Annotated in this window: 19 protein-coding genes; 9 read left to right on the plus strand and 10 right to left on the minus strand. The window is 60.5% G+C overall.

Annotated elements, in window-relative coordinates; translation table 11 throughout:
• The first annotated feature begins 790 nt into the window (after positions 1-790).
• Positions 791-2065 carry an EAL domain-containing protein gene (locus ACSOSP_RS09770; RefSeq protein ID WP_031362744.1) on the plus strand — a complete coding sequence of 425 codons (1275 nt, stop codon included), beginning with the start codon at positions 791-793 and terminating at the stop codon, positions 2063-2065.
• On the opposite strand, the gene ACSOSP_RS09775 is transcribed toward ACSOSP_RS09770, so the two are convergent.
• Positions 2034-2327: a hypothetical protein gene (locus ACSOSP_RS09775; RefSeq protein ID WP_455306089.1), complete on the minus strand. Its 294-nt coding sequence runs from the start codon at positions 2325-2327 to the stop codon at positions 2034-2036. The genes ACSOSP_RS09770 and ACSOSP_RS09775 overlap by 32 nt on opposite strands.
• Here ACSOSP_RS09775 and ACSOSP_RS09780 point away from each other — a divergent pair.
• The 3 genes from ACSOSP_RS09780 (at position 2302) to serC (ending at position 6753) form a co-directional block, all read left to right on the plus strand.
• The gene (locus ACSOSP_RS09780; protein WP_455306091.1) at positions 2302-4191 is read left to right on the plus strand and encodes a DUF3857 domain-containing transglutaminase family protein; all 1890 of its coding nucleotides are present in this window, start codon (positions 2302-2304) and stop codon (positions 4189-4191) included. The two genes, ACSOSP_RS09775 and ACSOSP_RS09780, sit on opposite strands and share 26 nt — an antisense overlap.
• 105 nt (positions 4192-4296) lie before the next feature.
• The gene (locus ACSOSP_RS09785) at positions 4297-5661 is read left to right on the plus strand and encodes a hypothetical protein (RefSeq protein ID WP_455306093.1); all 1365 of its coding nucleotides are present in this window, start codon (positions 4297-4299) and stop codon (positions 5659-5661) included.
• Positions 5662-6753 (plus strand): 3-phosphoserine/phosphohydroxythreonine transaminase, encoded by a 1092-nt coding sequence (gene serC, locus ACSOSP_RS09790; RefSeq protein ID WP_455306095.1) that lies wholly within the window; start codon positions 5662-5664, stop codon positions 6751-6753.
• A 15-nt stretch (positions 6754-6768) separates the two neighbouring features.
• On the opposite strand, the gene ACSOSP_RS09795 is transcribed toward serC, so the two are convergent.
• The 3 genes from ACSOSP_RS09795 to ACSOSP_RS09805 form a co-directional block, all read right to left on the minus strand.
• Complete coding sequence (locus ACSOSP_RS09795; RefSeq protein WP_455306097.1) at positions 6769-7590, minus strand: LytR/AlgR family response regulator transcription factor; 822 nt, start codon at positions 7588-7590, stop codon at positions 6769-6771.
• A gap of 87 nt (positions 7591-7677) precedes the next feature.
• The gene (locus ACSOSP_RS09800) at positions 7678-9006 is read right to left on the minus strand and encodes a sensor histidine kinase (protein ID WP_455306099.1); all 1329 of its coding nucleotides are present in this window, start codon (positions 9004-9006) and stop codon (positions 7678-7680) included.
• A gap of 99 nt (positions 9007-9105) precedes the next feature.
• On the minus strand, positions 9106-9618 hold the full coding sequence (locus ACSOSP_RS09805) for a DUF6622 family protein (RefSeq protein ID WP_455306101.1): 513 nt from the start codon (positions 9616-9618) through the stop codon (positions 9106-9108).
• Between the two features lie 605 nt (positions 9619-10223).
• On the opposite strand from ACSOSP_RS09805, the gene ACSOSP_RS09810 reads away from it, so the two are divergent.
• Positions 10224-11198 (plus strand): acyltransferase family protein, encoded by a 975-nt coding sequence (locus ACSOSP_RS09810; RefSeq protein WP_455306103.1) that lies wholly within the window; start codon positions 10224-10226, stop codon positions 11196-11198.
• Between the two features lie 255 nt (positions 11199-11453).
• Here the strand turns inward: ACSOSP_RS09810 and ACSOSP_RS09815 are convergent, their stop codons facing one another.
• Positions 11454-11957 carry a lipocalin-like domain-containing protein gene (locus ACSOSP_RS09815; protein WP_455306105.1) on the minus strand — a complete coding sequence of 168 codons (504 nt, stop codon included), beginning with the start codon at positions 11955-11957 and terminating at the stop codon, positions 11454-11456.
• A gap of 501 nt (positions 11958-12458) precedes the next feature.
• The gene (locus ACSOSP_RS09820; protein ID WP_455306107.1) at positions 12459-12932 is read right to left on the minus strand and encodes a response regulator; all 474 of its coding nucleotides are present in this window, start codon (positions 12930-12932) and stop codon (positions 12459-12461) included.
• Between the two features lie 356 nt (positions 12933-13288).
• Here ACSOSP_RS09820 and ACSOSP_RS09825 point away from each other — a divergent pair, with 356 nt between their 5' ends.
• Positions 13289-15094 (plus strand): putative bifunctional diguanylate cyclase/phosphodiesterase, encoded by a 1806-nt coding sequence (locus tag ACSOSP_RS09825; protein WP_455306109.1) that lies wholly within the window; start codon positions 13289-13291, stop codon positions 15092-15094.
• Between the two features lie 295 nt (positions 15095-15389).
• Here ACSOSP_RS09825 and ACSOSP_RS09830 read toward each other — a convergent pair whose 3' ends face one another.
• The 4 genes from ACSOSP_RS09830 to xseA all read right to left on the minus strand — a co-directional run bounded on the left by ACSOSP_RS09830 (position 15390) and on the right by xseA (position 20225).
• Complete coding sequence (locus ACSOSP_RS09830; protein WP_455306111.1) at positions 15390-16835, minus strand: DEAD/DEAH box helicase; 1446 nt, start codon at positions 16833-16835, stop codon at positions 15390-15392.
• Between the two features lie 112 nt (positions 16836-16947).
• Entirely contained in the window at positions 16948-17658 is a 711-nt protein-coding gene (locus tag ACSOSP_RS09835; protein ID WP_455306112.1) for a bestrophin-like domain, read from the minus strand.
• 333 nt (positions 17659-17991) lie between these two features.
• Positions 17992-18573 (minus strand): superoxide dismutase, encoded by a 582-nt coding sequence (locus ACSOSP_RS09840; RefSeq protein ID WP_031361396.1) that lies wholly within the window; start codon positions 18571-18573, stop codon positions 17992-17994.
• A 263-nt stretch (positions 18574-18836) separates the two neighbouring features.
• Positions 18837-20225, minus strand: coding sequence for an exodeoxyribonuclease VII large subunit (gene xseA / locus ACSOSP_RS09845; RefSeq protein ID WP_455306115.1), 1389 nt, complete (start codon positions 20223-20225; stop codon positions 18837-18839).
• A 679-nt stretch (positions 20226-20904) separates the two neighbouring features.
• On the opposite strand from xseA, the gene lpxK reads away from it, so the two are divergent.
• From lpxK to kdsB, 3 genes are read left to right on the plus strand one after another with little or no spacing between them, the layout of a single operon-like run.
• Positions 20905-21921 carry a tetraacyldisaccharide 4'-kinase gene (gene lpxK / locus ACSOSP_RS09850; protein ID WP_455306117.1) on the plus strand — a complete coding sequence of 339 codons (1017 nt, stop codon included), beginning with the start codon at positions 20905-20907 and terminating at the stop codon, positions 21919-21921.
• Positions 21902-22108, plus strand: coding sequence for a Trm112 family protein (locus ACSOSP_RS09855; protein ID WP_031361393.1), 207 nt, complete (start codon positions 21902-21904; stop codon positions 22106-22108). The genes lpxK and ACSOSP_RS09855 overlap by 20 nt, the downstream gene beginning before the upstream one ends.
• 14 nt (positions 22109-22122) lie before the next feature.
• Entirely contained in the window at positions 22123-22926 is an 804-nt protein-coding gene (gene kdsB, locus ACSOSP_RS09860) for a 3-deoxy-manno-octulosonate cytidylyltransferase (protein ID WP_455306119.1), read from the plus strand.
• The last annotated feature ends 204 nt before the right edge of the window (positions 22927-23130 follow it).

The raw sequence follows: 23130 nt of genomic DNA on the forward strand, positions 1-23130 counted from the left end.
GAACCACGTCGCCAACCCGCCTCGAAACAAGGTCCTCGGATAGATGAGGCCCTAACGTCAAAAAATAATCGCATCGATCATGCCGATCCAGCAGCTAACCCACGAAGACCTGAAGCGGTAAATACGCGTGGGGCCGTGCGGGTTTCATGGCACACGTGCTTGCCCGAGAGCGTACGGGGCGAAGCGTGTGCGTGTAAGAATTCGCGAGAAGGAGGGGTTCAAACATCCGTCGCTCTGGCGAGCACCGTGCTTTTGGGGTGCCAAAAACGTGGAGGCTGCACGCTAGGTCAACTTATGAGCCCGCGTTTTGAAAGCGCTTTCTTTGCTTCGTTTCTTTGTCGCTTTGGACAAAGAAATGACGCGCCGCCACGCGCAGTGGCTAATAGTGATAAAGAAATGAGCCAACTCACGCAGACCACTAACCCAGAAAGCAGCAACCCGGCACTGACCCCGACCGCTACCGCAAGAACCTGGCAACCTGAGCACTAACCCCAACCGCTAACCCGGAAACCACCAAAACCCGTCCACCGGCGCGAGCGAAAACACCATCGCGAATCATCTCTGCGTGCGCACCGCACTACAAAAGTGCATAAGGCCTCGCCCTTCCTCTGCGATAAAAACCAAGGCCGCCGCCCCGCCCCGGCCAGCACCGGTTTCAGCGGGAATATCTCAATTGTCCGGCAAATGCGCATATTTCTTGCTCTTCAGGGGACGGGCCTATCCTGTAAACTAGCGCTTCCCCGATGTTTACTCCCACACGAGCCGCGTTCGAACGCCTGCCAAAACCACCATGAGCATGGTTGATCTCGACCCTCCCCGCTTTCAGCCACCTCGTCCCGTTGCCGGCGACGACGGTTCGCGGCGCACTGTCCTGTACGGCGAATACACGGTGTTCAGCGTTTTCCAACCCGTGTTCTCCGTGTCCCATCGGCGCGCGATCGGTTATCACGCGTCGCTGCGGGCCCGCGACGATTCCGAACAGCAAGTGCCATCGCATGAAGTCTTCACGCAGGCAGCCAGGCGCGGCGATCTGCTCGAACTCGGCCGGCTGGCCGAATCACTGCATCTGGGCAACTTTTTTTCCTTCGATAGCGACGACGAATGGCTGTTCCTCAGCCTCCATCCCGCCGCATTGATGGACACGAGCTACGGCGACGCACTGCTGGCATCGCTGAAAAACATCGGACTGCCGCCGCAGCGCGTCGTGCTGGAAGTGCCCGAGCAAGCGGGCGGCGAGACCACGCGCTTCGCCGAGATCATCGATTCATTGCGCAAGTCGGGCTTTCTCATCGCGCTGGACGGCTTCGGCGTGAAGCATTCGAATATCGACCGCGTGTGGCATCTGCGGCCCGATATCGTGACGCTCGACCGCTGCATACTTCAGCAGGCGAGCGAACATTCGCATATCGAGCGTGTCTTGCCGGGCCTCGTTTCCCTGCTGCACGAATCCGGTCAACTGGTGTTGATGGGCGGCCTGAGCACCGAACGCGACGCGCTGATCGCGCTCGAATGCAACGTAGATTTCGTGCAGGGCGCGTATTTCGCGGGTCCGAGCGTGGAAGCGGTGAGACCGCAAGCCGCGCAAGGCGTGCTGGACGCGTTATCCGCCGCGTCCCGCGAACGCGTGGCCGCACGTGAACGTACACAGTCGGCGCGGCTCGCGCCGTATGTGGGTGCGCTGGAAACGGCGGCGGCGCGTCTGATCGAAGGCGAAACGCTCGCCAATGCGACCCGCACGCTGTTGCAGCTTCACGAGACGGCGCGATGCTTCCTGCTCGATTCATCGGGGCGGCAGATCGGCGATAACGTCTTGCCCGTCACGCGGGCATCGCAACGCGCGAAGCGTTTCCGGCCGTTGTTGCATTCGGAAGGCGCGAGCTGGGAACGGCGGCCGTATTTCATCGAAGCGTTGCGCACGCCGGACCGCGTTCATCTGACGGCGCCCTATCTGTCGATCAACGAGGCGCACCTGTGCGTGACGGCGTCCATCGCAGCGCATACGCCGCGCGGCTTGCAGGTCCTCTGCGTCGATATCAACTGGGACGTGACATCGCAACGGCGTTAAGAGACACGCGCGGTCTCAAACGGCACACCTGCGGGCGCGTCAGCGCAGCCTTCACGGTGCGCGCCATGTCTCCTATCTGAAACGGCTTCCCGAGCGCCGCGTACCCCTCTTCGCGGTCCTTCGATACATCTCCGTGCGCATATCCCGTCGCCAGGATCACCGGCAGTTGCGGATACCGGGCGAGATATCGCGTGAGATAAGATAAGCCGTCGACGCTGCAGGCAAAACCGCCCTCCATGAGTTCGAGATCACCAGGTGTCAAACGCCGCGTGCTGCTGGCTGCGTTGCTGGCATGTCTTGGATCGCCGGCATTCGGCACGGACACCATCGAAACCGCGCAACCGTCCACGCTGGTCAGCGATGTCCATACCTTCGTCGTCGCGGAAGACGGCTCCCTGACAGAAGACGACGAAACCACCTTGCGCGCGAATACGCCGGCGGGCGTCGGCGAAATCGCGCAACGCTACATCTGGTTCGACAAATCGACCTCGACCATCGAGATCACTGACGCCTACTCGCTCGGCTCCGACGGCATCAAACACATCGTGGCGCCCGATCAGATCCGCGAAATCCAGGAGCCGCGTTCAGCAGGCGCCCCCACGTTCGAGGACTCTCGCCTGAAAGCGGTGGTCTTTCCAGGCGTGAGCACGGGATCCATCGTGCATCTGCGGTTTCATAAGACCCAGTCGAAGCCTGTCATCGCCGGGCAATTCGATTATTTCGTCGAGCCCAGTCGCGGCCCGGTGCAAGAGCAGCGCTTGATCTTCGACTTGCCCGCCGACAAACCGCTCTATGCCGACGCGCGCGGCTACGTAGCCGTGCCGCCGGTGACCCAGGGCGGCCGCACGCGCTACGAATTCGACTACAGCCGGGCTTATTACGACCGTGTGGAGGCGGGCTCGGTCGGATATGCGCAGTACGGCGACCGGCTGATGGTGTCGACATTTCCGGACTACCGAAGTTTTGCCGCGAGCTACCGGGACGGGACCGTCGATCCGAGCGCGAACGATCCGGCAGTACTTACCCTCGCGCAGTCGCTCACACGCGACGAGACCGATCCACGCGCCAAAGCGGCCACGCTCTACGACTGGGTGCGCCACAACATCCGCTACGTGTCGCTGTTCCTGGGGCAAAGTCCTGCGATCCCCCACCGGGCCGCCGATATCCTCGCCAACCGCTATGGCGACTGCAAGGACTATGTCGCGCTCTACGGTGCGTTGCTGGCTGCAGTGGGTATCGAGAACGAGCCGGCCTTGATCAGCCTCGGCTCGGTCTATACGCTGCCTTCCGTGCCGGGCTATGGCGGCAGTGCGATCAATCATGTCATCACGTGGATGCCGGGGCTGGGCATGTATGCCGACTCGACGGCCCTGAGCATCGAGTTCGGCTATCTGCCGCTCGCGGACATGGACCGGCCTACGCTGCTGGTCAACGATGGCACGCTGTCCCGCACGCCCGCTACCGAGCCGCTGTCGCGCACGGCGCGCTTGCAGATCGACGTGGCGCCCGACGGCTCGGCCACGTTCGGCGATCAGGTCGAAGACGCCGGATGGAGCACCGGGCCCGAGCGTTCGAATCTGCTCCACGCGACTGCCGAGCGCCGCAAGCAGATCGCCGATACCCGCCTTCGGGCGACCGGCCTGCGCGGTGTCGCGACGCTTGCCGCCACCGACCTGGACGCAAGCAACGGCCCGCTGACGACCACCATCAATGGAACACTCGACAATGTCGTGTGGACCACGGGCACGACCGCCCTGCCCGCGCTCACCAGCCTGTCGGGCGGGATTGCCACGCAGGTCGAGAACCTGCTCGCCGAGCGCGTGCGGACGCAGCCGTTCATGTGCACCGGCGGCGCATTCGATGAAGTCACGCAAGTCACCCTGCCGAAAACGGTTCGCGTCACCGACGTCCCAACCGACGCCAGTTTCACGAACGCGTTCTTCGATTATTCATCGCGTTATGTCTTCGATCCCGCGACGAACCTGTTTCAGGCAGAGCGCCATTTCAAGGCGAACTTTGGCAAGCAGGTTTGCACGCCAGCGGATTTCATCGCCATGCAACCGGTGTTGAAGCGGATCGAACGGGACGCGGACGCCCAGATCATCGTGAAGGCGGTGGGGCCGTAATGAAGTGGGAGCGCGTTCGAGCGGCGCGTAAATTTTCGTAATCGGGGCCTGCGTGCCTGTAACCGGAATGTCGGGCGAGGCGGCTATGCTGCGAAACCCGCATTGATGGAACATCCCGATGCGCACAGCCAGGCCATGATGACCCAAGAACCCGACGACACACCCGCGCGACCGTCTGCATCGACAGATCCATCGGTTCATCGCACGCTTGCTGATGCATGCAGAAACGCCGGCGATGAACTCGGCGCGCTCGCCCATCTGATCGCAGCGCATACCCTCAATGCGTATGCAACCGGTTCGCCGGACGCGCGCACGAACGGCCTGTGCGACGTCGCCACGGGCTATTTCATGAAGGGCGATCACGCAACCGCCGCGCAGTGGTACGCGCTCGTGCTGACGCTCGATCCGAATGTCGCGGTCGCGTGCCAGAACCTTGCCGCTATTTATGCCGACGAGGGAAGCACCGCCCTTGCGGAGGTTTATCGCGAGCGCGCTTATGGAATCCAGCGGGTTTTCGTCGAGGAGACTGCCGGCTGGACTCGCTCCGTCCTGATTCTTTGCGCGGGTAAGAGCACGGGAAATGTGCCCTTCGAGGCGTTGTTGCCGGGCGCCAGGAATCGTCGAATCAAGTACGCAATCGATTACGCGGCCGACGACGAAGACGCTCAGCTTCCCGCCTTCGATCTCGTCTTCAACGCAATCGGTGATCCGGATATTGCTACGCCGCTTGAAGGCAGGCTCGAGCGTTTCGAGGCGCGGTGTTCGCGTCCGTTGCTCAACCCGAAGTCGGCGATCTCGCCGACTTCGCGGCACAGGTTGCCCGCGCTGCTTGATGGTCTTGATGACGTGCAGACCGCGCCGTGCGTGCGATACGAAGTACAAAGCGTTGGCGCACTCGCTTCGCTGCTCGCCGATCACGCCGTCACGTTTCCGCTGCTGGCCCGGCCCGTTGCCGCTCATGGCGGCGACGGCCTGGTTCTGTGCGACACAATGGAAACACTTGAAAGCCGGTTATCGATGCAAGCAGGCGCCCAGTACCTGACGGCGTTTCGCGATTGCCAATCAGCCGATGGCTTCTACCGCAAGTACCGCGTGATCTACGTCGATCGCCGGCCGCTTCCTTATCATCTTGTGATCTCGCCGCACTGGATCGCGCATTATTTTTCCGCCGATATGGAACGCCACGCCTGGAAGCTCGACGAGGAACGGCGCTTCCTGCAAGACCCGCGTGCCGCACTCGGCGAGCGTGCGATGGACGCCATTGAGGCTATCGGCGAGCGGTTGGACCTGGACTATGGCGGCATCGATTTCACACTTCTGCCTGACGGTCAGGTCTTCGTGTTCGAAGCCAACGCGACCATGCTCGCTCACTACGAGCGCGATAACGGCGTGCTCGCTCACAAAAACCCCCATGTGCAAGATATCGTCGATGCGTTCGAGCAAATGCTCGCGCGCCGGACGGCGGGCTGAATGAACAAGACCATGAATTTTTCCGGCGGACCGGGCGCGTTGCCAGCGTCGGTGTTGCGCGAGACGAGCGTTGCCATCGACAGGTTGCCGGAGACAGGTCTGTCGGTGCTGGGAATGAGCCATCGATCCGAGTGGTTCCGCAGCGTACTCGATGAAGCCGAGCGCAACCTGCGTGTGCTGCTCGATATCCCCGACAACTACCATGTGCTGTTCATGCAGGGCGGCAGCAGCCTGCAATTCTCCATGCTGCCGATGAATTTCCTGCGCAGCAGCGGCAAGCATGCCGAGTACATTGTGTCGGGCTACTGGAGCGCCAAGGCGCCGGTCGAAGCGCTGCACGAAGGGCCGACGAGTGTGGTGTGGGACGGCAGCACGGAGGGGTATCGCCGCTTGCCGGCGCCGGACGAACTGCATCTTTCACCGGACGCGGCCTACCTGCATTACGTGTCGAACGAGACGGTCGAAGGGCTGGAATTTACGGACATTCCGGGACTGCACGACGTGCCGCTGGTTTGCGACATGTCATCGAATCTGCTGGCTGCGCCGCTCGATATCAGCCGTTACGCGATGATCTATGCACACGCGCAGAAGAACCTCGGGCCGGCCGGCGTCACCGTGGTGATCCTGCGCGATGAGTTCGTTCAACGGGCAACGCATACACTGCCGACGCTGCTCGATTATCGGACGCATATTCAGGCGCGTTCGCTGTACAACACGCCGCCGGTGTTCGCGATCTATGTGCTGATGCTGGTGACGCGCTGGCTGCGCGATGAAATAGGCGGTGTGGAAAACATGGCGGCGATCAACCGCGTGAAATCGGAGCGGCTGTATCGTGCGCTCGATGCCGAGCCGGATTTCTATCGCGTGCATGGCGAGCGTGCTTGCCGCTCGACCATGAACGTCGCCTTCCGTCTGCCCGATGCGGCCATGGAAGCACAGTTCATCGATGACGCCCGCCGCGCAGGCTTGCATGGCCTGGAAGGACATCGATCGATTGGGGGCCTGCGGGCTTCGCTGTATAACGCGGTGACGCCCGAAGCGGTGGCGGTGTTGTCGGAGTGGCTGGGGGAGTTTCGCAGGCTGCGGGGGTAAGCGGCGCGGGGTTGATCACATACCCCTGAACCGATCAGCGTAAAGCCGGCTCACGCTCAGCTTGTCCGGGTGGCCCCGCAACGTCAGCGTGAGTTTCCCGGTGTCATCGCGTAACGCGCTGGCGATGGCATCGCACCGTACGATCGTACCGCGATGAACTTGCCAGAAGCACTCTGGATCGAGTTGCAAATGCAGTTCACGCAGCGAGATCCTGATCAGGTGTTCGCGTTCGGCTGTGACAAGCCGTACGTATTTATCGGCGGCCTCGAAATACAGCACGTCCGCGATCGGCACCATGGTTATCGTATTGCCGGCGCTCGCCTGGATCAGCCGCAGTGGGCTGGCGGCCGTCGGGTTGCCATGGGGCATTGCGGCATCGGCATGCAAGAGTTCGCGCAACGAGTGGATGGCAGCTTCCAGCGACTGCTCCGCTGCCTGCGGTTGCGCCCTCTGCCTCAATGCCGCTTGCAGACGCGCACAGGTTTTTTCAAGCCGATCGGGCTGCACGGGTTTGAGCACGTAGTCAACCGCCGCGTGCTCGAATGCCTTCAGTGCGTATTGATCGTAGGCAGTCACGAACACCAGCAGCGGAAACGATTTGGCGTCGTCCGGCCAGTCCTCTGCAAGCGCTTGAGCGGCCTCGAGTCCCGTCATGCCTGGCATGCGAATATCGAGGAACAGCACGTCGGGTTGCAGCGCCAGCGCCTGTTCGACCGCGGTCTTCCCGTCAGCCACGCTCGCGACGCAATGCAGGTCCGGCCATAACCGGGTCAACTGGGCCAGCAGGTCTGCGGCCAGCAAAGCTTCGTCTTCGGCAATCAGTACGGTGGCTTTCATGATCGGCACAGAATGGTCGTTGGCGGTCGGAATTTACTCAGCGGACGAAATCAACTCAGCAGACGGAATCAACTCAGCGGGACGGAATCAAGAAACAGGAAGCCGCACGATAGCGAGCGTACCGCCCTCGTCATCGCTAGCGGCAACGAGCTCAAGCGACGCGGTCTTACCGTACAACGCGGCGAGCCGTTCACGAACCTGCTGGATGCCAAAGCGGCTGCCACCGGACGGCAAGCCGCCAATCCCCGCCCCTGTATCGCGGACACTGAGCACGAGCGTGCCGCCTTCACGCTGCGCGCTCACCCGAATCCAGCCGCCGGCAACCGTGGGTTCAAGTCCATGCTTGATGGCATTTTCGACGAGAGGTTGCAGCAGCAGTGGCGGCATCGACAGCGCGCGAAGCTCGTCCGGCAAATCGAGCCGCCTGCTCAGGCGATTTCCCATGCGGGTCTGCATCAACTCCAGATAATCGTCTATGCGCGCAAACTCCGCCGACAACGAATGTGATCCCGATCCCGAGCGCGAGGCATCGAGCGTCGCCCTCAGGAATCCAATCAGCCGGTCGAGCATCGCTTGGGCGCGCGGCGGGTCTTGCGCGATCAGCACCCGCAGATTGGCCAGCGTGTTGAACAGCATATGCGGTTCGAGCTGCGACTCCAGCAGCTTGAGCTGACTCTCCGCGGCGCTTCGCAGCGCGGCTTCGGTGCGCGTTTCCATCGCGGCCATGCGGCTTCGGGCATAGAAGAAATACGTGACGCCCAGCGAAAACACGAACACGCCGGTCATGCTCAGCAACATCGGCCGCGGGTTGTCAATGCGCGTGACCGGTGCGTGCTGCATGCCGGTCAGCAGATCGCCGAGCATGTGCCCGGCGGCGTAACCCACGATGCCCGACACCACGATCCAGGGAATCATCAAGCCCCAGCCGGGCCAGTTGCCCTGCGCGTCGAAGTTATCGGGGGAACGCTTGCGAATCCGGTAGGCGAGGCCATAGCGGCCCACCTCGATCAATCCCTGGATGAACAACCCGCTGCAAAGCGAATAGATCAGGTTGTCCACGAACGAATCGCGATACAGCACGTAAAAGAACAGGGTGGATGCACCCGTCACCGGGATAAAGATCCGCAGTTCGCGCCATAACAGGTTCAGGACGGTGTGAGGAACGTGGCGCATGCAGTGGGCAGTGGTGGTATGCGGTGATTCAGGCGCGGCTTGTGCCATCCGGTTGTTCAACTGCCCGCGTCCGCGCGCGCAGTTCGGCGGTCGTATTGCCTTCGCCGTGCGGAGCCCAGCGGGAGGCTTGAACAAGTATCCGAGGATCGCGGACACGCTGCGCGCACCAGCCACGTCACGCAGCAGATCGACCCATTGCGCGGATTCTACGCGTAGCGGGTTGTAGCTGGTGATCGGATGCACAAGGCCATAACGGCAAGGCAGATCGTCGCGCTCTTTGACTTGCAGATTCGTAGGTTATCCGAAGAAGCTGGTTTTCAGCATTGGGCTGGGCAAGGCCGCTCAATAAGCCATGCTGGACGGCTCGGCCTGCCGGGCGACGCGCCACATCGCGAGGCCGCGTGCGAGGAAGATGCCGCTGAAGGCGCCGTACGCCAAACTCACCGATACCGCGAACAGCCTGTCGACACTCAGATCGGGATGCATCGCCAGCATGACGTTGGCGCCGAATTTGATGATGAACAGGCCAAGGATCAGCACGAGCGGAACCCAGCTTCCGGGCACGAGCAAACGCTGCTCGGCGGCAAGCCATCGCGCCTTGCTGCCTATGCCGGCAGCGTGCGATATCGAAAGCGCCGCGAGCATCGCCGCTGCCCACGCGACCAGCGCGATGGACTGCGCGGCGAAGACTGACACCACGCCATAAAAGGACAGCGCAGCCATCGCGAGGGGAATCACCGTGGCTTTGCGAAGCGTCTTTTGCTGTGGCTTCGTTTGGGAGACGCCAAGGGAAAACAAGGCGGCGAGCAGCCACCAGACCCAGTGCGGTGTGTGCTGAAAAATTTCGATGAGCATGATGATCGTCCTTATCCGTAGGGAGGAGATTTCGATGATGCTCATGGTCGGCGTTCGCCTCGCGCGTCGCTATCGGTTTGCGACGGAATGACATATTGCGCCGCGAAACGCGCCGGATGCGGCGCGAGTGGCGGCAGCCGAAAAAAGACCTACAAATGACAACGGCACGTCCCGAAGCAACGGCCCTTCCCGCTGCCAGCGTTCGCGGTGAAGCCGGAATAAAGTTACAGAACGGTGACCGCCGCGGAAAGCGCGTAAGGGAGTTGTTAGATATTCTTGCGCATACCGGCCCGTAATTTAGAGAATTTTTCTGTCTGCGCGGTAAATAACTGAAAAAGTCACTGAGATTTAATTAACTGATACGTACGCCAGGGAACAGAACCTCCCCTCAAAGCACCCTATCTTTCCTCTGCCGCGAAGCTGTCCGCGCGCCTGCATTCCAGCACGTCCCAGAGCATTTCTTTTTCATGCTGTGTCGCATTAAACCGCCTCTCCTCATGACGCACCTTGCGTCGGGGATCGCGTGCGCCTGGGAGCCGGAACAGAGCGAGCAGACATGTCTGCCCAAGCGTCAATCAACTAATCGATCCGAGGAGCACATCGACATGCGTAACACCTTCCTTGACTGTACGCGCGGCCTGGGGATTTGCCTTGTCGTCTTCGGGCACGTCCAGCGCGGCTTGTCCGATGCGCATTTGTTGCCGGCGAACTATCCGTTCGCGCAGATCGATTTCACGCTCTACACGTTCCACATGCCGCTGTTTTTCCTGCTGGCCGGGCTCTACGTCTGGCCGGCGCTCGAGAAAGGCCGCGGCTCGTTCATCGGCTCGAAGTTCATGTCGATCGTCGTGCCGTATTTCGTATGGTCGATCATTCAAGGCGGCGTGCAGATCGCGATGGCCCATTCGACCAATCACTCGCTCGCGTTGTCCGACTGGCCGAAACTCTTCTATGCGCCGATCGGTCAGTTCTGGTTCCTCTATGCGCTGATGATCTGGCAATTGGTCGCGTTTGCGTGCGGCCGGCGCGGTCCGGCGCTCATGGTGATCGCGGTCCTGGCGCTCGCGTTCAGCACGGCGGTGCCCGACTCCATTTTCTCGACCACCATGAAAATGGGCGTTTTCTTCGCAGCGGGCGCGGCGATCGGACCGCGACTCGATCGACACATAGCGTCTTTCGCACACTGGAAATCGTTCGTTATCTGCTGCGGCGCATTCGGGCTGGCGATCCACGCGATCTGGAACGTGGCGCCCGTCTATTCGTGGCAAGCGCTGCCCGCCGCGATCTTCGGCATGGGAATCATCATGATCGTCTGCTACTGGGCGAACCGGACGCCGGCAAAAGCGCCGCTCGCGCTGTGCGGGCAACGTTCGATGGACATCTATGTCATGCACATCATGGCGGCGGCCGGGATTCGCATCGTGTTGACGAAAGCCGGTGTCGAGAATGCCTATGCGTTGCTGCTGATCGCAACGGCGGCCGGCGTGATGCTGCCGCTCGGCGTTTCGCAAGCGCTACAGAGAACCAGCGGTCTTATTCGCGGCGCATTTCGCGCTCCGCGAACGGGTGTGCAAAGTTGAACATGTGGCGCGGCGCACGGACGTGATTGGTCGCGTCGATCAGATACCGGGTCGACACGATGAGCTTGCGGGCTGCCGGGTTGGTTTCGTCTGACGCGGGATCACGTGTCGTGGTTGGCGGCACTGCGGCTACGTTGTTGGCACTGCGGTCGATACTGGCAGACACCACGCCCAGCAAGACATGTATCTGACCAGGCAATCGCAAGCGATTGCCAAGCTGTGCTCCTGGCTGACGGTGGCGCGGCCGCAAGTTACTTACTTCATCCGTTGCCACACAACTTTCGATGCCCCATATCCGAAGCTTCCGGGTGTGATGTAGGTCAGCCGGTCGCCATCAAGGGTGAATGGGCGCCGTTGAACATCGCCGTCCCAGTTCGGAAAGGTGCTGTTCTGAATGTGGAACACGATCACTCCTCCGGCCGGATCGACGTTATAAGTACCGAAATGCGCGAAGTTGCCCTGGACGATGCGTTGGTTCTCTTCGGCGGTGCCCGATAACCGGTTATCCGATGCGAACTTCGGCAAATCCGCGCGAACTCCGACCAGAACGTAACGGCCGTCGCCACCGAAGATGAGTTGACCGTGCGGATGTGGACCGAGCACCTCGGCTTCGCTGCCGCTTCTCGTGACGGTCAACGAGACCAAAGACCACGAACCCACCACGTCAGGCGCCGCCTGGGCAAATGTTTCGGGGGCGCCGAGACATAGTGCAAGGGCCAGCAGCGCTGCGACAGGCAGGGTTTGAAGCATGGACTTCATGGCGTTCTCCAACAACGTGAGGGCAGATGGTGCCAAGGCAAAACACCTCTGCGCACCTTCCCCGATTCACTCGAATTCGCCAGGGAGAAACTGGCTCCCTAACGGATCGCCTTCCTTGCTTTGTTTCCCCACTACTTTGTAAGGTGCGCCGCAGGCTAATACCCGTCGATGAAGCCAGGCAACCCCGTGCGGGCCATCGCGCTAGCGGAGTCAATCGTCGGCGTGCTATGCATGATTCGCCCTCGATCACCAGAAGACATGTTTATAGGATAGCTTTCTCGGGCACGACTTCCAATTTACATGGATACCGAAACGTAATATCTCTTCGGTATGTGCGAGAACCGGACGATCGACGAGGGTGTGGGCGAATGGCGCTTCAGAGTCGACCAGTGACGATTCTCATCCGTCTCTCGCTGACCGCTTTCAGCCATTGGACATTCGCGGGGCAGCGGTATCGGCGGAGCGTCGCCATGCGGTCTATGTTTCGACCCACTCACGGGTTCACTGCACGAAACTCATGACCAGGGCCGCCAGCTTGCTTGGAGACTGCCCTTTCTGGCTATAACCGTCGAACGAGTGATCAACGAGGTGTTTGCGCACTTCGCCGTCATCGTTCAACGCAGTAAAAGCCACAATGACCGTTCCGCTGGTACGGTGATCCTGTCGCAAAGCGAAGGTGGCCTCGTAGCCGTTGCACTCGGGCATGGAGATATCCATGAGGATGACGTGGGGTGCCCAAGCCGTTCCGATCGTGATGGCCTCCAGTCCACCAAAGGCGACCCGACATTCCATGTTCTCGAACGACAAATAACTCGCCATCGCTTCTGCGGCATTGCGGTTGTCGTCGACCACTAAAACGCGTAACGACATTCCAGCGAGCTCAAAGCTGCGTCTTATCCATGGGTAAGGCGTTAATGTGCTTACAAACGCGGTGCTTACAAACGTGCTTTCAAATGCGCTTACAAAATTTGGCATTTTGATCTCCCAGATCAATACCGGAACGCATCAGGCGTGCCGTGCCAAAGTTTTGTCTGTCAATCATGGTTTGGATGCTGCATCGAGCCCGCATCCAAGCGGCGAATACAAGGGTATTCAGGATGAACTGTGCTCATTCGCATGGTTTATTCGAGCTGCGGGTGGCTCAAACTGGACGTTGAAAGTGATTTTGCTCTATTCCATTAGACACTGATGTTTACCCGCCGATCGAGAAGCTGGCGAAACGAGATATGGGTTCGAAAAAGAAGTATCGGTGTATAGTCGGTATTTTCGTCTTGTCTTCAAAATGAACAGCGCAAATATCGTCCTATAGGCCATCTCTCGCGAGGAACGCGGTGAATCCGTCCAGCCAGTTCGAGCTACCGTCGCCCCTCGCCGAACGACATCGGCTATATGTTCTGCAGGCATCGTGTCTTTTGGACACGCCCCCAGATGCTGCACTCGACCGTGTCACCCAACTTGCCGCCCGTTTGTTCAAAGCGCCAATTGCACTAATCTCGTTGATCGACGAAAAACGTCAATGGTTCAAAGCGCGCGTCGGGGTGGAAGTCACCCAGGCAGACCGCCAGGACGCCTTTTGCGCGCATACGATCCTTCACGACGATGGTCTGGTTGTACCCGACGCAATGCTGGATCCGCGTTTTAGCCAAAGCCGGCTGATGCTCGGTGAGTCCAATATCCGTTTTTACGCCGGCACGCCACTGCGAACACGGTCGGGCGTGTCACTGGGTAGCTTGTGCATAATCGATACTGAACCGCGCCACAATTTCGACGAATCACAACAGCTATTATTGGGCCAATTGGCTGAAATGGCGATGGACAGGATAGAGACGCTTCGAACTATCGCGTTTGTCGACCCGCCCACGCAACTGTTGAACCGCGCTCGATTCAGCGAAGATAATCGTACATTTTTCGATAACCGGCGAAACGGGCAGCTCTCACCCAGTCATGCCGTTTTGATCAATGTCGCGCCCCTCGGATATCTTGACCAAACATCAATCGCCATTGGCATTGTCGCTACAGACAGGTTAATGGCGGCAATATCCAGACGTGTTGAACAGGCACTCTTCGATATCAAGCCGGTGTATCGGGTGGACTACGCGCGTTTCGCCGTGTTTGTCCACGAGGGTGAGAGCGCTGCAATGCGTGTCATTGAAACTGCGTTGAGGGCATTCGACGCGCCATTGGTGGTCAACCAGATCCCCGTCGATTTATCGCCGACCATTGGTTTGGTCGACCTGGCTGTCATAGCGGAACACACCGACGTATTGCGAGCCCTGATGTCGTCTTCTGAGGTGGCGAGACGGGCGCGTGTTCCATTTCGGAAATTTACGAAGCGTATGTTCGCGGCCCAGGAGCGTGCATTTTTCATTCTCCACACGTTGCCTGAGGCGCTGAGGGATGAACGTCAATTGAGTCTGGTGTACCAGCCTCGAATAGATCTGAACACGGCGCGTTGCGTAGGCGTCGAGGCACTATTGCGCTGGTCACATCCATTGTTGGGAGACGTCTCGCCGGCGGAATTCATCCCGTTAGCCGAAAAGACGTCATTGATGTCGGCACTCACCGATTGGGTCATGGACAACTCGCTCAAGCAGCTCGCGAAGTGGCGAAAGGCCGGCATGTTGCTGAGCATGTCGATTAACGTATCGGTGCTCAATCTGGAACAGCGCGGCTTCGTCACTCGCTACGCATCCCTGCTTCAGTCTCACGACATTGACCCCGCGCACGTTGAGCTGGAAGTGACGGAGGGAGTGTTGTCCAAGAATATAAATTCCGTGACGGATAATCTTCGCAGAGTTGCCGACATGGGCAGCGCGATTGCCATTGATGATTTCGGCACGGGCTATAGTAATTTGGCCAAGCTTCAGCTTTACTCGGCCTCGGTGCTCAAGATCGATCAAAGCCTCGTGCGCCGTGTTTTGGTGCAGCAAATGCGTACCCTCCTCGAGGGAATCATCGCGCTCGCCCACAAACTCGGCTATCGGGTTGTGGCCGAAGGGGTCGAAACGCAAGAAATCTATGAAGCGATGGCCGGTTGGCAATGCGATGAAGCTCAGGGCTATCACATCGCGAGACCACTGTCCGCGGCGATGTTTGAGGATTGGTATTCGAAAGCTTCGCAGGACGTTATTTACTAAGCCGTCAATTCGCTTTATCGGTTTCCTCGATGCCTGCGCCCATATTGCTTCGTTCGCAGATCTGTTCGGAGAAAATGAACGGCCGATCTCTGGAAGATCGCTGCCGCTTATGGCTCGATGAGAGACGCTCGCTACGCACGATTTCAATGTCTCTTCTGCCCCGAAGTTGTTAGCGATCCTGAATTCAGTGCGCCGTTACGCGCCGACCTGATGCACGTCGAAGCCGCGCCGCTGCCTGCCAGCGGGCCGCACAACGCCAGCCGCTTCCAGGGCTGGCGTTACTCATTGCCTCGCATCAGGGTTGGCGTTTGCCGCTGCCACCAGCGGGTTTGCCAGCCGGCTTACGTGGCCCCGCAACTGGCTTGCTGGCCGGTTTGCTGCGTGGCTTTTGTACGCTGAATGGGTTACCGCTGGACAAGCTTGCGCCTTTACCTTCGGCCCCGGCGCGCTGAACCGCAGGCTTGCGATCTTTTTCGCCACTTTGCGGGCGCGTTTTTTTGCTGAGCACCTGCATGGCGCCCGGCGCAGCTTGCGGCATTTTCGGCTTCTTAGGCTTTTTGGGCTTCTTGATAATCTCGCCCGTCGCGCTGGTTTGCGGCACGCGGTGTTCGGCCTCGAAACCCGGCTCTTCTTCACGGCGCAGCGTTTGCCGGATCAGCGCTTCAATCGCAGCCAGTTGCGGCGCTTCATCGGCACACACAAGGGACACTGCCACGCCGCTCGCGCCCGCGCGGCCGGTACGGCCAATACGGTGCACATAGTCTTGCGCCACGATCGGCAGGTCAACGTTGATCACCAGCGGCAAGTCGTCGATATCCAGCCCGCGCGCAGCGACATCGGTGGCGACCAGCATCCGTACTTCGCCCCTCTTGAAGCGCTCCAGCGCACGCAGGCGCGCGGGTTGCGGTTTGTCGCCATGGATGGTGTCGACCGCGTAGCCCGCTTCATCCAGCATGGCCGCGAGGTAATCCACGCCAACGCGGGTTTTGACGAACACTAGCGCGTGCTCCCAGTTGTTCTGAGCCACAAGGTGCATGAAGAGGTCAGGTTTGTTCTTTTTATCGACAGTCACCACCCACTGCTTGATCTTGCTGACCGTGGAATTGGGCGGGCTGACGCTGATGTTGACCGGGTCGCGCAGAATGCCCGCCGCCATGGCGCGGATATCATCGGTGAACGTGGCGGAGAACAGCAGGGTCTGGCGCTCGCCGGGCAAGGCATCGAAGACGGCATTGAGTTCGCGCGCAAAGCCCAGATCCAGCATGCGGTCGGCTTCATCCAGCACCAGCGTTTGTATTTGATCAAACTGCACTGCGTTCTGGCGATGAAGATCGAGCAAGCGGCCCGGCGTGGCAACGAGCACATCCACGCCTTTGCGCAACGTCATCATCTGCGGGTTGATGCTCACGCCGCCGTAGGCGACCAGAAATCGTAAGTCGAGGCCTTTGCCGTAAGCGATAAAGCTTTGCAGCACCTGTTCGGCCAGTTCACGCGTGGGCACCAGCACCAGAACACGCGCGCGGTTGCTGGATACCGCCGGGCCGTGTTGCACCAGGCGTTGCAACAGCGGCAGAGCGAAACCCGCTGTTTTGCCAGTTCCGGTCTGTGCCGCAGCCATGACGTCCCGGCCACTGAGCACAGCAGGAATCGCCTTGACCTGCACCGGCGTAGGTGTCTGGTAATCAAGGTTCTGCAGATTACGCAGCAAGGAATCGATCAGGCCAAGCGAGGCGAAAGACATTGGCGTATTCCGTTCCAAAGCCGCAATTCTAGCGGTTTGCGACTCCTGAGCGACTCTGGAGCTATCCGAGACTGCGTGTGATCGTCTCGACAAGCCGATGAGCAGGCAACGGTCAGCGACTCTCAGGCATCACCTGCAACAGCGGCTCGGGCGACAGCGCGATTTCTCCTGTAAAGGGCCGATCGTGGGAGAGGATGAGCAAAAAGGTGGTGGCAAGTGCCGCCGAAAACAGCCCGATTGCCACGGCAGATGTCAGCCGGTCGTCGCAATGAACGAATGCGATGGCGAACAGCAGGCACAGCGCCAGAAACGCCAGGCAAAACCATTTGACGCCATTCACTTCGCTGCGACTGATCAGGATACGATCGCGACGCACTTCGAGAGCATGCTCCAGGGACGCCGCGACCTCGCGCTGCGCCGTCTGCTGTCCGGGCGTCACGGCTGGCAGGGATAGCGTGTACTTCAGTGCGTTGTTCAGCGTGGGAGGACTCACGTTAAGTGTGACGACTCCCTTCGCCACGAGCGGCCATTCAGTCGTCGCGGTGTACTGGATGTAGTCTCGGACCATCCTTCGCAGTTCGGTCTGGGCTTCGTTTGGCAAAACCGCAGACATCACAACAACCGATCGCAGCGCACTCGCTTCAGTGGCGACCGCGACACTGGCGCGCGCTGTATCGTTCCAGACCTGCGAGGCCGTGAAGGCGATAAATAAGCCGAATATGATCCCGAGCGGAGAAAGCAGACCGGGCGAAATTGCCTTGAATGATCGCCCATGCCGACCGGCAGCAAGCCATCCGGTGACGAAATGGACAGCCGCGCCCACGAGAAATATCGCACCGAAAGTGACAAGCGCCATCAACCATAACGGCAGTTCATGTACCCATGTACTCATCATTGTGGTTGCGCAATGCGCAGTCCGAACGGAATATTCCTGGTGGGTCGGGGAGTCCAAACCCCTCAACCAGACCACGGGGCTCCATCGGTAGTCTGTGCGCTCGACCACGTTGCGTCCGGCGCGTGCGATGGATCGAAAAAAAGCCCTCGCATGGAGGGCTTTCATTTTGTCTTCGGCTTCCGAAGTTTTACGCAGGGGCGTCGCTAAATTTTCCGGACTTTACTGCGCTTTCCAGACTTTATCGTCACCGAACAACAAACCTCAAGCGCCGAAATTCTTCGACGCGAAGTCCCAGTTCGCAATGTTCCAGAACGCTTCGATGAACTTCGGACGCGCATTGCGATAGTCGATGTAATACGCGTGTTCCCATACGTCGATGGTCAGCAGCGCCTTCGCGTCGGTGGTCAGCGGCGTAGCGGCATTGCTCGTCGACACGATGTCGAGCGAACCGTCCGTCTTCTTCACGAGCCACGTCCAGCCCGAACCGAACGTGCCGGTTGCGACCTTCGCGAACTCTTCCTTGAACTTGTCGAACGAGCCGTACTTGGCGTTGATTGCGTCGCCGAGTGCGCCGGCCGGAGCACCGCCACCCTTGGGCGACAGGCTGTTCCAGAAGAACGTGTGGTTCCAGATCTGGGCTGCGTTGTTGAACACGCCGCCCGATGCCTTCTTGACGATTTCTTCAAGCGGCAGGTTTTCGAATTCGGTACCCGGAATCAGCTTGTTCAGGTTCGTCACATAGGTTTGGTGATGCTTGCCATAGTGATACTCAAGCGTTTCTTCCGACATGTTCGGAACAAGCGCGTTCTTGTCGAACGGCAAAGGCGGGAGGGTATGTTCCATGGTGCGAGCTTCCTTCTATGATGATTATGGGGGACGTGAGGAGTGAAGCAATGGAGCACTCGATTGTAGGCGAGTTGGGATAACCCCGCAAATTGCGGGTTTTTATGAGCAGTATCGATTCCGAAGCTTTAACAGCAGCGTAAAAAATGCTCGAACGTTCCTTCTAAGCCGTCAAAAATACGGGCTTTGAAGCACCCGTGCCGGTCTTGTGAAATTCGTCATGTGCACCGTGTAAAACCATTCGATGCACACCGCCTCAGGCATCAGAATTCATCGGAGAGGCGGGGCTGGATATCGGCCAGCACGATATCCGCCGATCCTTCCGCCAGATGCACGGTGAACGGCCGTTTTGGCTTCAGCGCGTTCGGCGCGCGCACGGCGCGTCCGGATTGCGTATCGATCAAAGCCGCGTAGCCGCGCTCGAGCGTGCGTTGCGGGCTCAACAGCTGCAACCTCGCCGATAACTCCGACACCCGGGCCTCTGCCCGTTCATGCCGGCGCCCTTGCGAAACGCTCAGGCGTTGTGCAAGACGCATCAGATGTTCCCGCTCGGCGGCGAGATCGGGACGCCAGCGTTGCCAGCGCATCTGCACGAGCGAGAAACGGGCGCGAGCGTCGCGAACCGGACGCGCGCCCGCCGACGCCAGCCGCACCGCCAGTTGCCGCAAGTGCGTGCGCTGGCGTTCCAGCCGCTCGGCCGGGCTGACCAGCCGGCGCGCCAGCCAGTCGAGTTGCTGCGCACGCCGTTCCATCATCCGGCCGAAACCACGCGCGAGCGCCGCATGCCGGTGATCGAGATCACGCAGCAACAACACGCGCTGCGGACTGACCAGTTCGGCGGCAGCAGTGGGCGTGGGCGCGCGGACATCGGCGGCGAAATCGGCGATGGTGAAATCCGTCTCGTGACCTACACCGCTCACAACGGGCATTGCACTTTCCGCTATCGCGCGGGCAAGCACTTCCTCGTTGAACGCCCACAAATCTTCAATCGAACCGCCCCCGCGACACACGATCAACACATCGACCTCGCGGCGGGCACTGGCCTGATCGACCATTGCAGCGAGCTTCGCGGCAACACCCGCGCCCTGCACCGGCGCCGGATACACGATCACCGGCACGTGCGGCGCGCGGCGCGAGAGCGTGGTGAGCACGTCGCGCAGTGCCGCCGCCTGCAGCGACGTCACAATGCCGATCGCGCGCGGATGCTGCGGCAGCGCGCGCTTTCGCTCAGCCGCGAACAGCCCCTCGGCCTCGAGTTTCGCCTTCAGCTTCAAGAAGGCTTCGTACAACCGCCCCTGGCCCACGCGGCGCACCGCTTCCACGCCGAGTTGCAACTCGCCGCGCGGTTCGTACATGGTGACCAGCCCGCGAACTTCGATCCGGTCGCCTTCGCGCGGCGTGAACTCGGCGTATTGCGCGCGGCCGCGGAACATCACGCAGCGCATCTGCGCCTGCGCGTCCTTGATGGAGAAATACCAATGACCGCTGGCCGCTTTCGTAAAATTCGATACTTCCCCCGATACCCAGACGAGCGGGAACGAGCGTTCGAGCATCGACCCGATCGCCCGGTTCAGCGCCGAAACGGGGATAACAGCATCAGCGCCGCCGGATAAGCCGGCTGAACCGGATGAAGCGAATGGATCGGAGCTCATCGAAGAAATGGGTGGTCGGTTGAGGTTGAAAACAAGGCCGAAGATACGCTCGCCCGAAGACAGGCAAAACGCCTTTCCGGCAATGCTGAACGGCCTTCGAACAAGGCACGGACGATAGCCCAATCAGCGTGCGAAGTGTAGCAAGTGTCCACAATGCAGAATTTACCGAAACCTGACAGGAAAGCTCGTGAAACAATGATGAACGCACTCTAAGTCATTGTTTTAACAATGTTTTCTATCTCAAAATCATGACGAAGCCGATGCTGGTCTTTCCCGGTGCCGATTTCAGGCCGCTCGGGACCAAGTTGTTCACAGAGTTATCCACAGGAGAATTGTGAGAAGTTGGTGAGCAAAATGGAGCATGGAATCTACCCGTTTTCAAGCTTCACCTGACGATGTTTCCACGCCGCGCGCGAGGCTTCGACTGGCGCCCCCGGCAACGCCGCGCTAGAGTGCCGGGTTCGGGGGCCAGCGCGACAATTGCCCTGCGTCGTCCAGCGACCGCTTACCATCTGCTTACCGTTCGCCCAATTCGCTCATTTCAGGAGATCCGCCCCGATGCAAAGGTGCCGGCCGTTATCACGAACATTGCCCTCCCCCTCGCCGCTACACCGTCCTGCGTCGCTGTCGTCCCAAGCGCGTGCATCGTTCGCTCCCGATCTTGAAAACCAGGCGCGCCATGTCTGACTTCAAGCCGCCGATCGAAAATTTCCTTGCTCGTGAATGGCGCAAGCGCGGCTGGGTCGCGTGGTCGCTGACGCCGTTTGCGTGCGTGTTCGGCCTGATCGCCGCCATTCGCCGCGGGTTCTTCGCGCTCGGCTGGATCAGGCAAGTGAACGTGGGCGTGCCGGTTGTGGTGGTCGGCAACGTGACCGTGGGCGGCACCGGCAAGACGCCGACGGTCATCGCGCTCGTCGAAGCATTGCGCGCCGCCGGCTTCCAGCCGGGTGTCGTCTCGCGCGGTTACGGCGCGAAGATCCACGAAGCCACGCGGGTGACGCCTGACAGCCAACCCGCCGAAGTAGGCGATGAACCCCTGCTGATCGCGCGCCGCACGCACGCGCCGGTGATGGTGTCGCCGGATCGCGTCGCAGCGGCGAAAGCGCTGCTTAAGGAGAATCCATCGGTGGATGTGATCGTGAGCGACGACGGCCTGCAGCATTACCGCTTGGCGCGCACGTTCGAACTCGTGGTCTTCGACGACCGTCTGGGCGGCAACGGCTTCCTGCTGCCGGCGGGGCCGCTGCGTGAATCGATGTCGCGGCACCGCGACGCCACGCTCATCAACAGCCCGTACGACCGCACGTTGCCGCCGTGGCCGAACACCTTCTCGCTGGACCTGGCCACCGGCGACGCCTGGCGCCTCGACGACCCCGCCGTGCGCCGTCCGCTCAGCGCGTTCAAGGGCGAACGCATTGCGGCAGCAGCGGGCATCGGCTCGCCGGAACGGTTCTTCGCGTCGCTGCGTGCAGCCGGGCTCGTGCCGGCCACGCGCGCGTTCCCGGATCACTACGATTATCGCGACAATCCGTTCGCCGGCATCGACGCCGATTCGATCCTGATCACCGAGAAGGATGCAGTAAAATTCGGGGCCTGGCGTGACGCGCGCATCTGGGTGGTTCCAGTGGAAGCCGTGCTCAGCCCCCGCCTCATCGCATTAGTTGTGGAGAAACTTCGTGGACGCACGCCTGCTTGAAATCCTTGTCTGCCCTATTTGCAAGACCCAGCTCACGCATGACCGCGCGGCGCAGGAACTCATCTGCAACGTCGACAAACTCGCTTACCCCATCCGCGACGGCATTCCCATCATGCTGCCCGACGAAGCCCGCCAGACCGTGGAAGGCACGCCTGTGGAGCCGTTGAAACCCGCCGGCGGCAATTAAGGAACTGAGGCTTTATGAACGCACACGTTCCGGTCGCGCCGCCTTTCATCGCAGTCGTGCCCGCGCGGCTCGCGTCCACGCGGCTGCCGGACAAGCCGCTGGCCGATATCGGCGGTAAGCCCATGGTCGTGCGCGTCGCCGAGCGCGCGCGTCTGGCGGGCGCGCTGCAAGTGCTGATCGCCACCGATTCGCAGCGTGTGGTCGAAGTCGCGAAGGAACATGGTTTCGAGGCGCTGCTCACCCGCGCCGATCATCCGAACGGTACGGACCGGCTCGCCGAAGTCGCGACGCATTTCGGCTGGAGCGACGACACCATCGTGGTCAATGTGCAAGGCGACGAGCCCTTGATCGATCCGGCGCTCGTGCGCAATGTGGCGGCGCATCTCGCGGCGAATCCGTCGTGCGCGATTGCAACTGCTGCGCATCCGATCCACGACCCCGCCGATGTCTTCAACCCGAACGTGGTGAAAGTCGTGCTGGATTCGAAGAGCGTCGCGCTGTATTTTTCGCGCGCGCCGATTCCGTGGTCGCGTGACGCATGGCAGAAGGACTGGCCGAATGTCGCCGCGCTCCGTGCACGTCCGTCCGTTCCCGCCAACGTGTTGCGGCACATCGGCTTGTATGCGTATCGCGCGAAGTTCCTGCGGGTTTATCCCACGCTGTCTGTCGCGCCGATCGAAGAAGCCGAGGCGCTCGAGCAACTGCGCGCGATCTGGCACGGCGAGCGCATCGCAGTGCTGACGACGAACGACGCGCCGCCGCCGGGTGTCGATACCCCCACCGATCTGGCCCGCGTCCGCGCGCTGTTTGGAGCGTAGCCGTAACGAGGCGCGGCGCCAGACTGCGACCGTCGGCGCCGCGCAAAATCGACTCGTTTTCACCCTCGGCTAACGCGCCATGCCCTTCTCGATCAACTCGCGTTAACCCCCGCTGCGCGCGACTTTCCGGGTTTTCCAGCGGCGGATTCGGGCCGCGATTGTGACGATGCATGGCATAATCGTTCGGTAGCGCGAGCCTTCCGG

Source organism: Caballeronia sp. KNU42 (genome assembly GCF_053760385.1).

Excerpts from the sequence above, each read along its gene's own strand:
- ACSOSP_RS09840 (WP_031361396.1), bottom strand. The coding sequence starts at position 18,573 with ATGGAACATACCCTCCCGCCTTTGCCGTTCGACAAGAACGCGCTTGTT.
- xseA (WP_455306115.1), bottom strand. The coding sequence starts at position 20,225 with ATGAGCTCCGATCCATTCGCTTCATCCGGTTCAGCCGGCTTATCCGGC.
- ACSOSP_RS09780 (WP_455306091.1), top strand. The coding sequence starts at position 2,302 with ATGAGTTCGAGATCACCAGGTGTCAAACGCCGCGTGCTGCTGGCTGCG.
- ACSOSP_RS09805 (WP_455306101.1), bottom strand. The coding sequence starts at position 9,618 with ATGCTCATCGAAATTTTTCAGCACACACCGCACTGGGTCTGGTGGCTG.
- ACSOSP_RS09810 (WP_455306103.1), top strand. The coding sequence starts at position 10,224 with ATGCGTAACACCTTCCTTGACTGTACGCGCGGCCTGGGGATTTGCCTT.
- kdsB (WP_455306119.1), top strand. The coding sequence starts at position 22,123 with ATGAACGCACACGTTCCGGTCGCGCCGCCTTTCATCGCAGTCGTGCCC.
- ACSOSP_RS09795 (WP_455306097.1), bottom strand. The coding sequence starts at position 7,590 with ATGAAAGCCACCGTACTGATTGCCGAAGACGAAGCTTTGCTGGCCGCA.
- ACSOSP_RS09785 (WP_455306093.1), top strand. The coding sequence starts at position 4,297 with ATGGAACATCCCGATGCGCACAGCCAGGCCATGATGACCCAAGAACCC.
- ACSOSP_RS09770 (WP_031362744.1), top strand. The coding sequence starts at position 791 with ATGAGCATGGTTGATCTCGACCCTCCCCGCTTTCAGCCACCTCGTCCC.
- ACSOSP_RS09820 (WP_455306107.1), bottom strand. The coding sequence starts at position 12,932 with ATGCCAAATTTTGTAAGCGCATTTGAAAGCACGTTTGTAAGCACCGCG.
- serC (WP_455306095.1), top strand. The coding sequence starts at position 5,662 with ATGAACAAGACCATGAATTTTTCCGGCGGACCGGGCGCGTTGCCAGCG.
- ACSOSP_RS09815 (WP_455306105.1), bottom strand. The coding sequence starts at position 11,957 with ATGAAGTCCATGCTTCAAACCCTGCCTGTCGCAGCGCTGCTGGCCCTT.
- lpxK (WP_455306117.1), top strand. The coding sequence starts at position 20,905 with ATGTCTGACTTCAAGCCGCCGATCGAAAATTTCCTTGCTCGTGAATGG.
- ACSOSP_RS09830 (WP_455306111.1), bottom strand. The coding sequence starts at position 16,835 with ATGTCTTTCGCCTCGCTTGGCCTGATCGATTCCTTGCTGCGTAATCTG.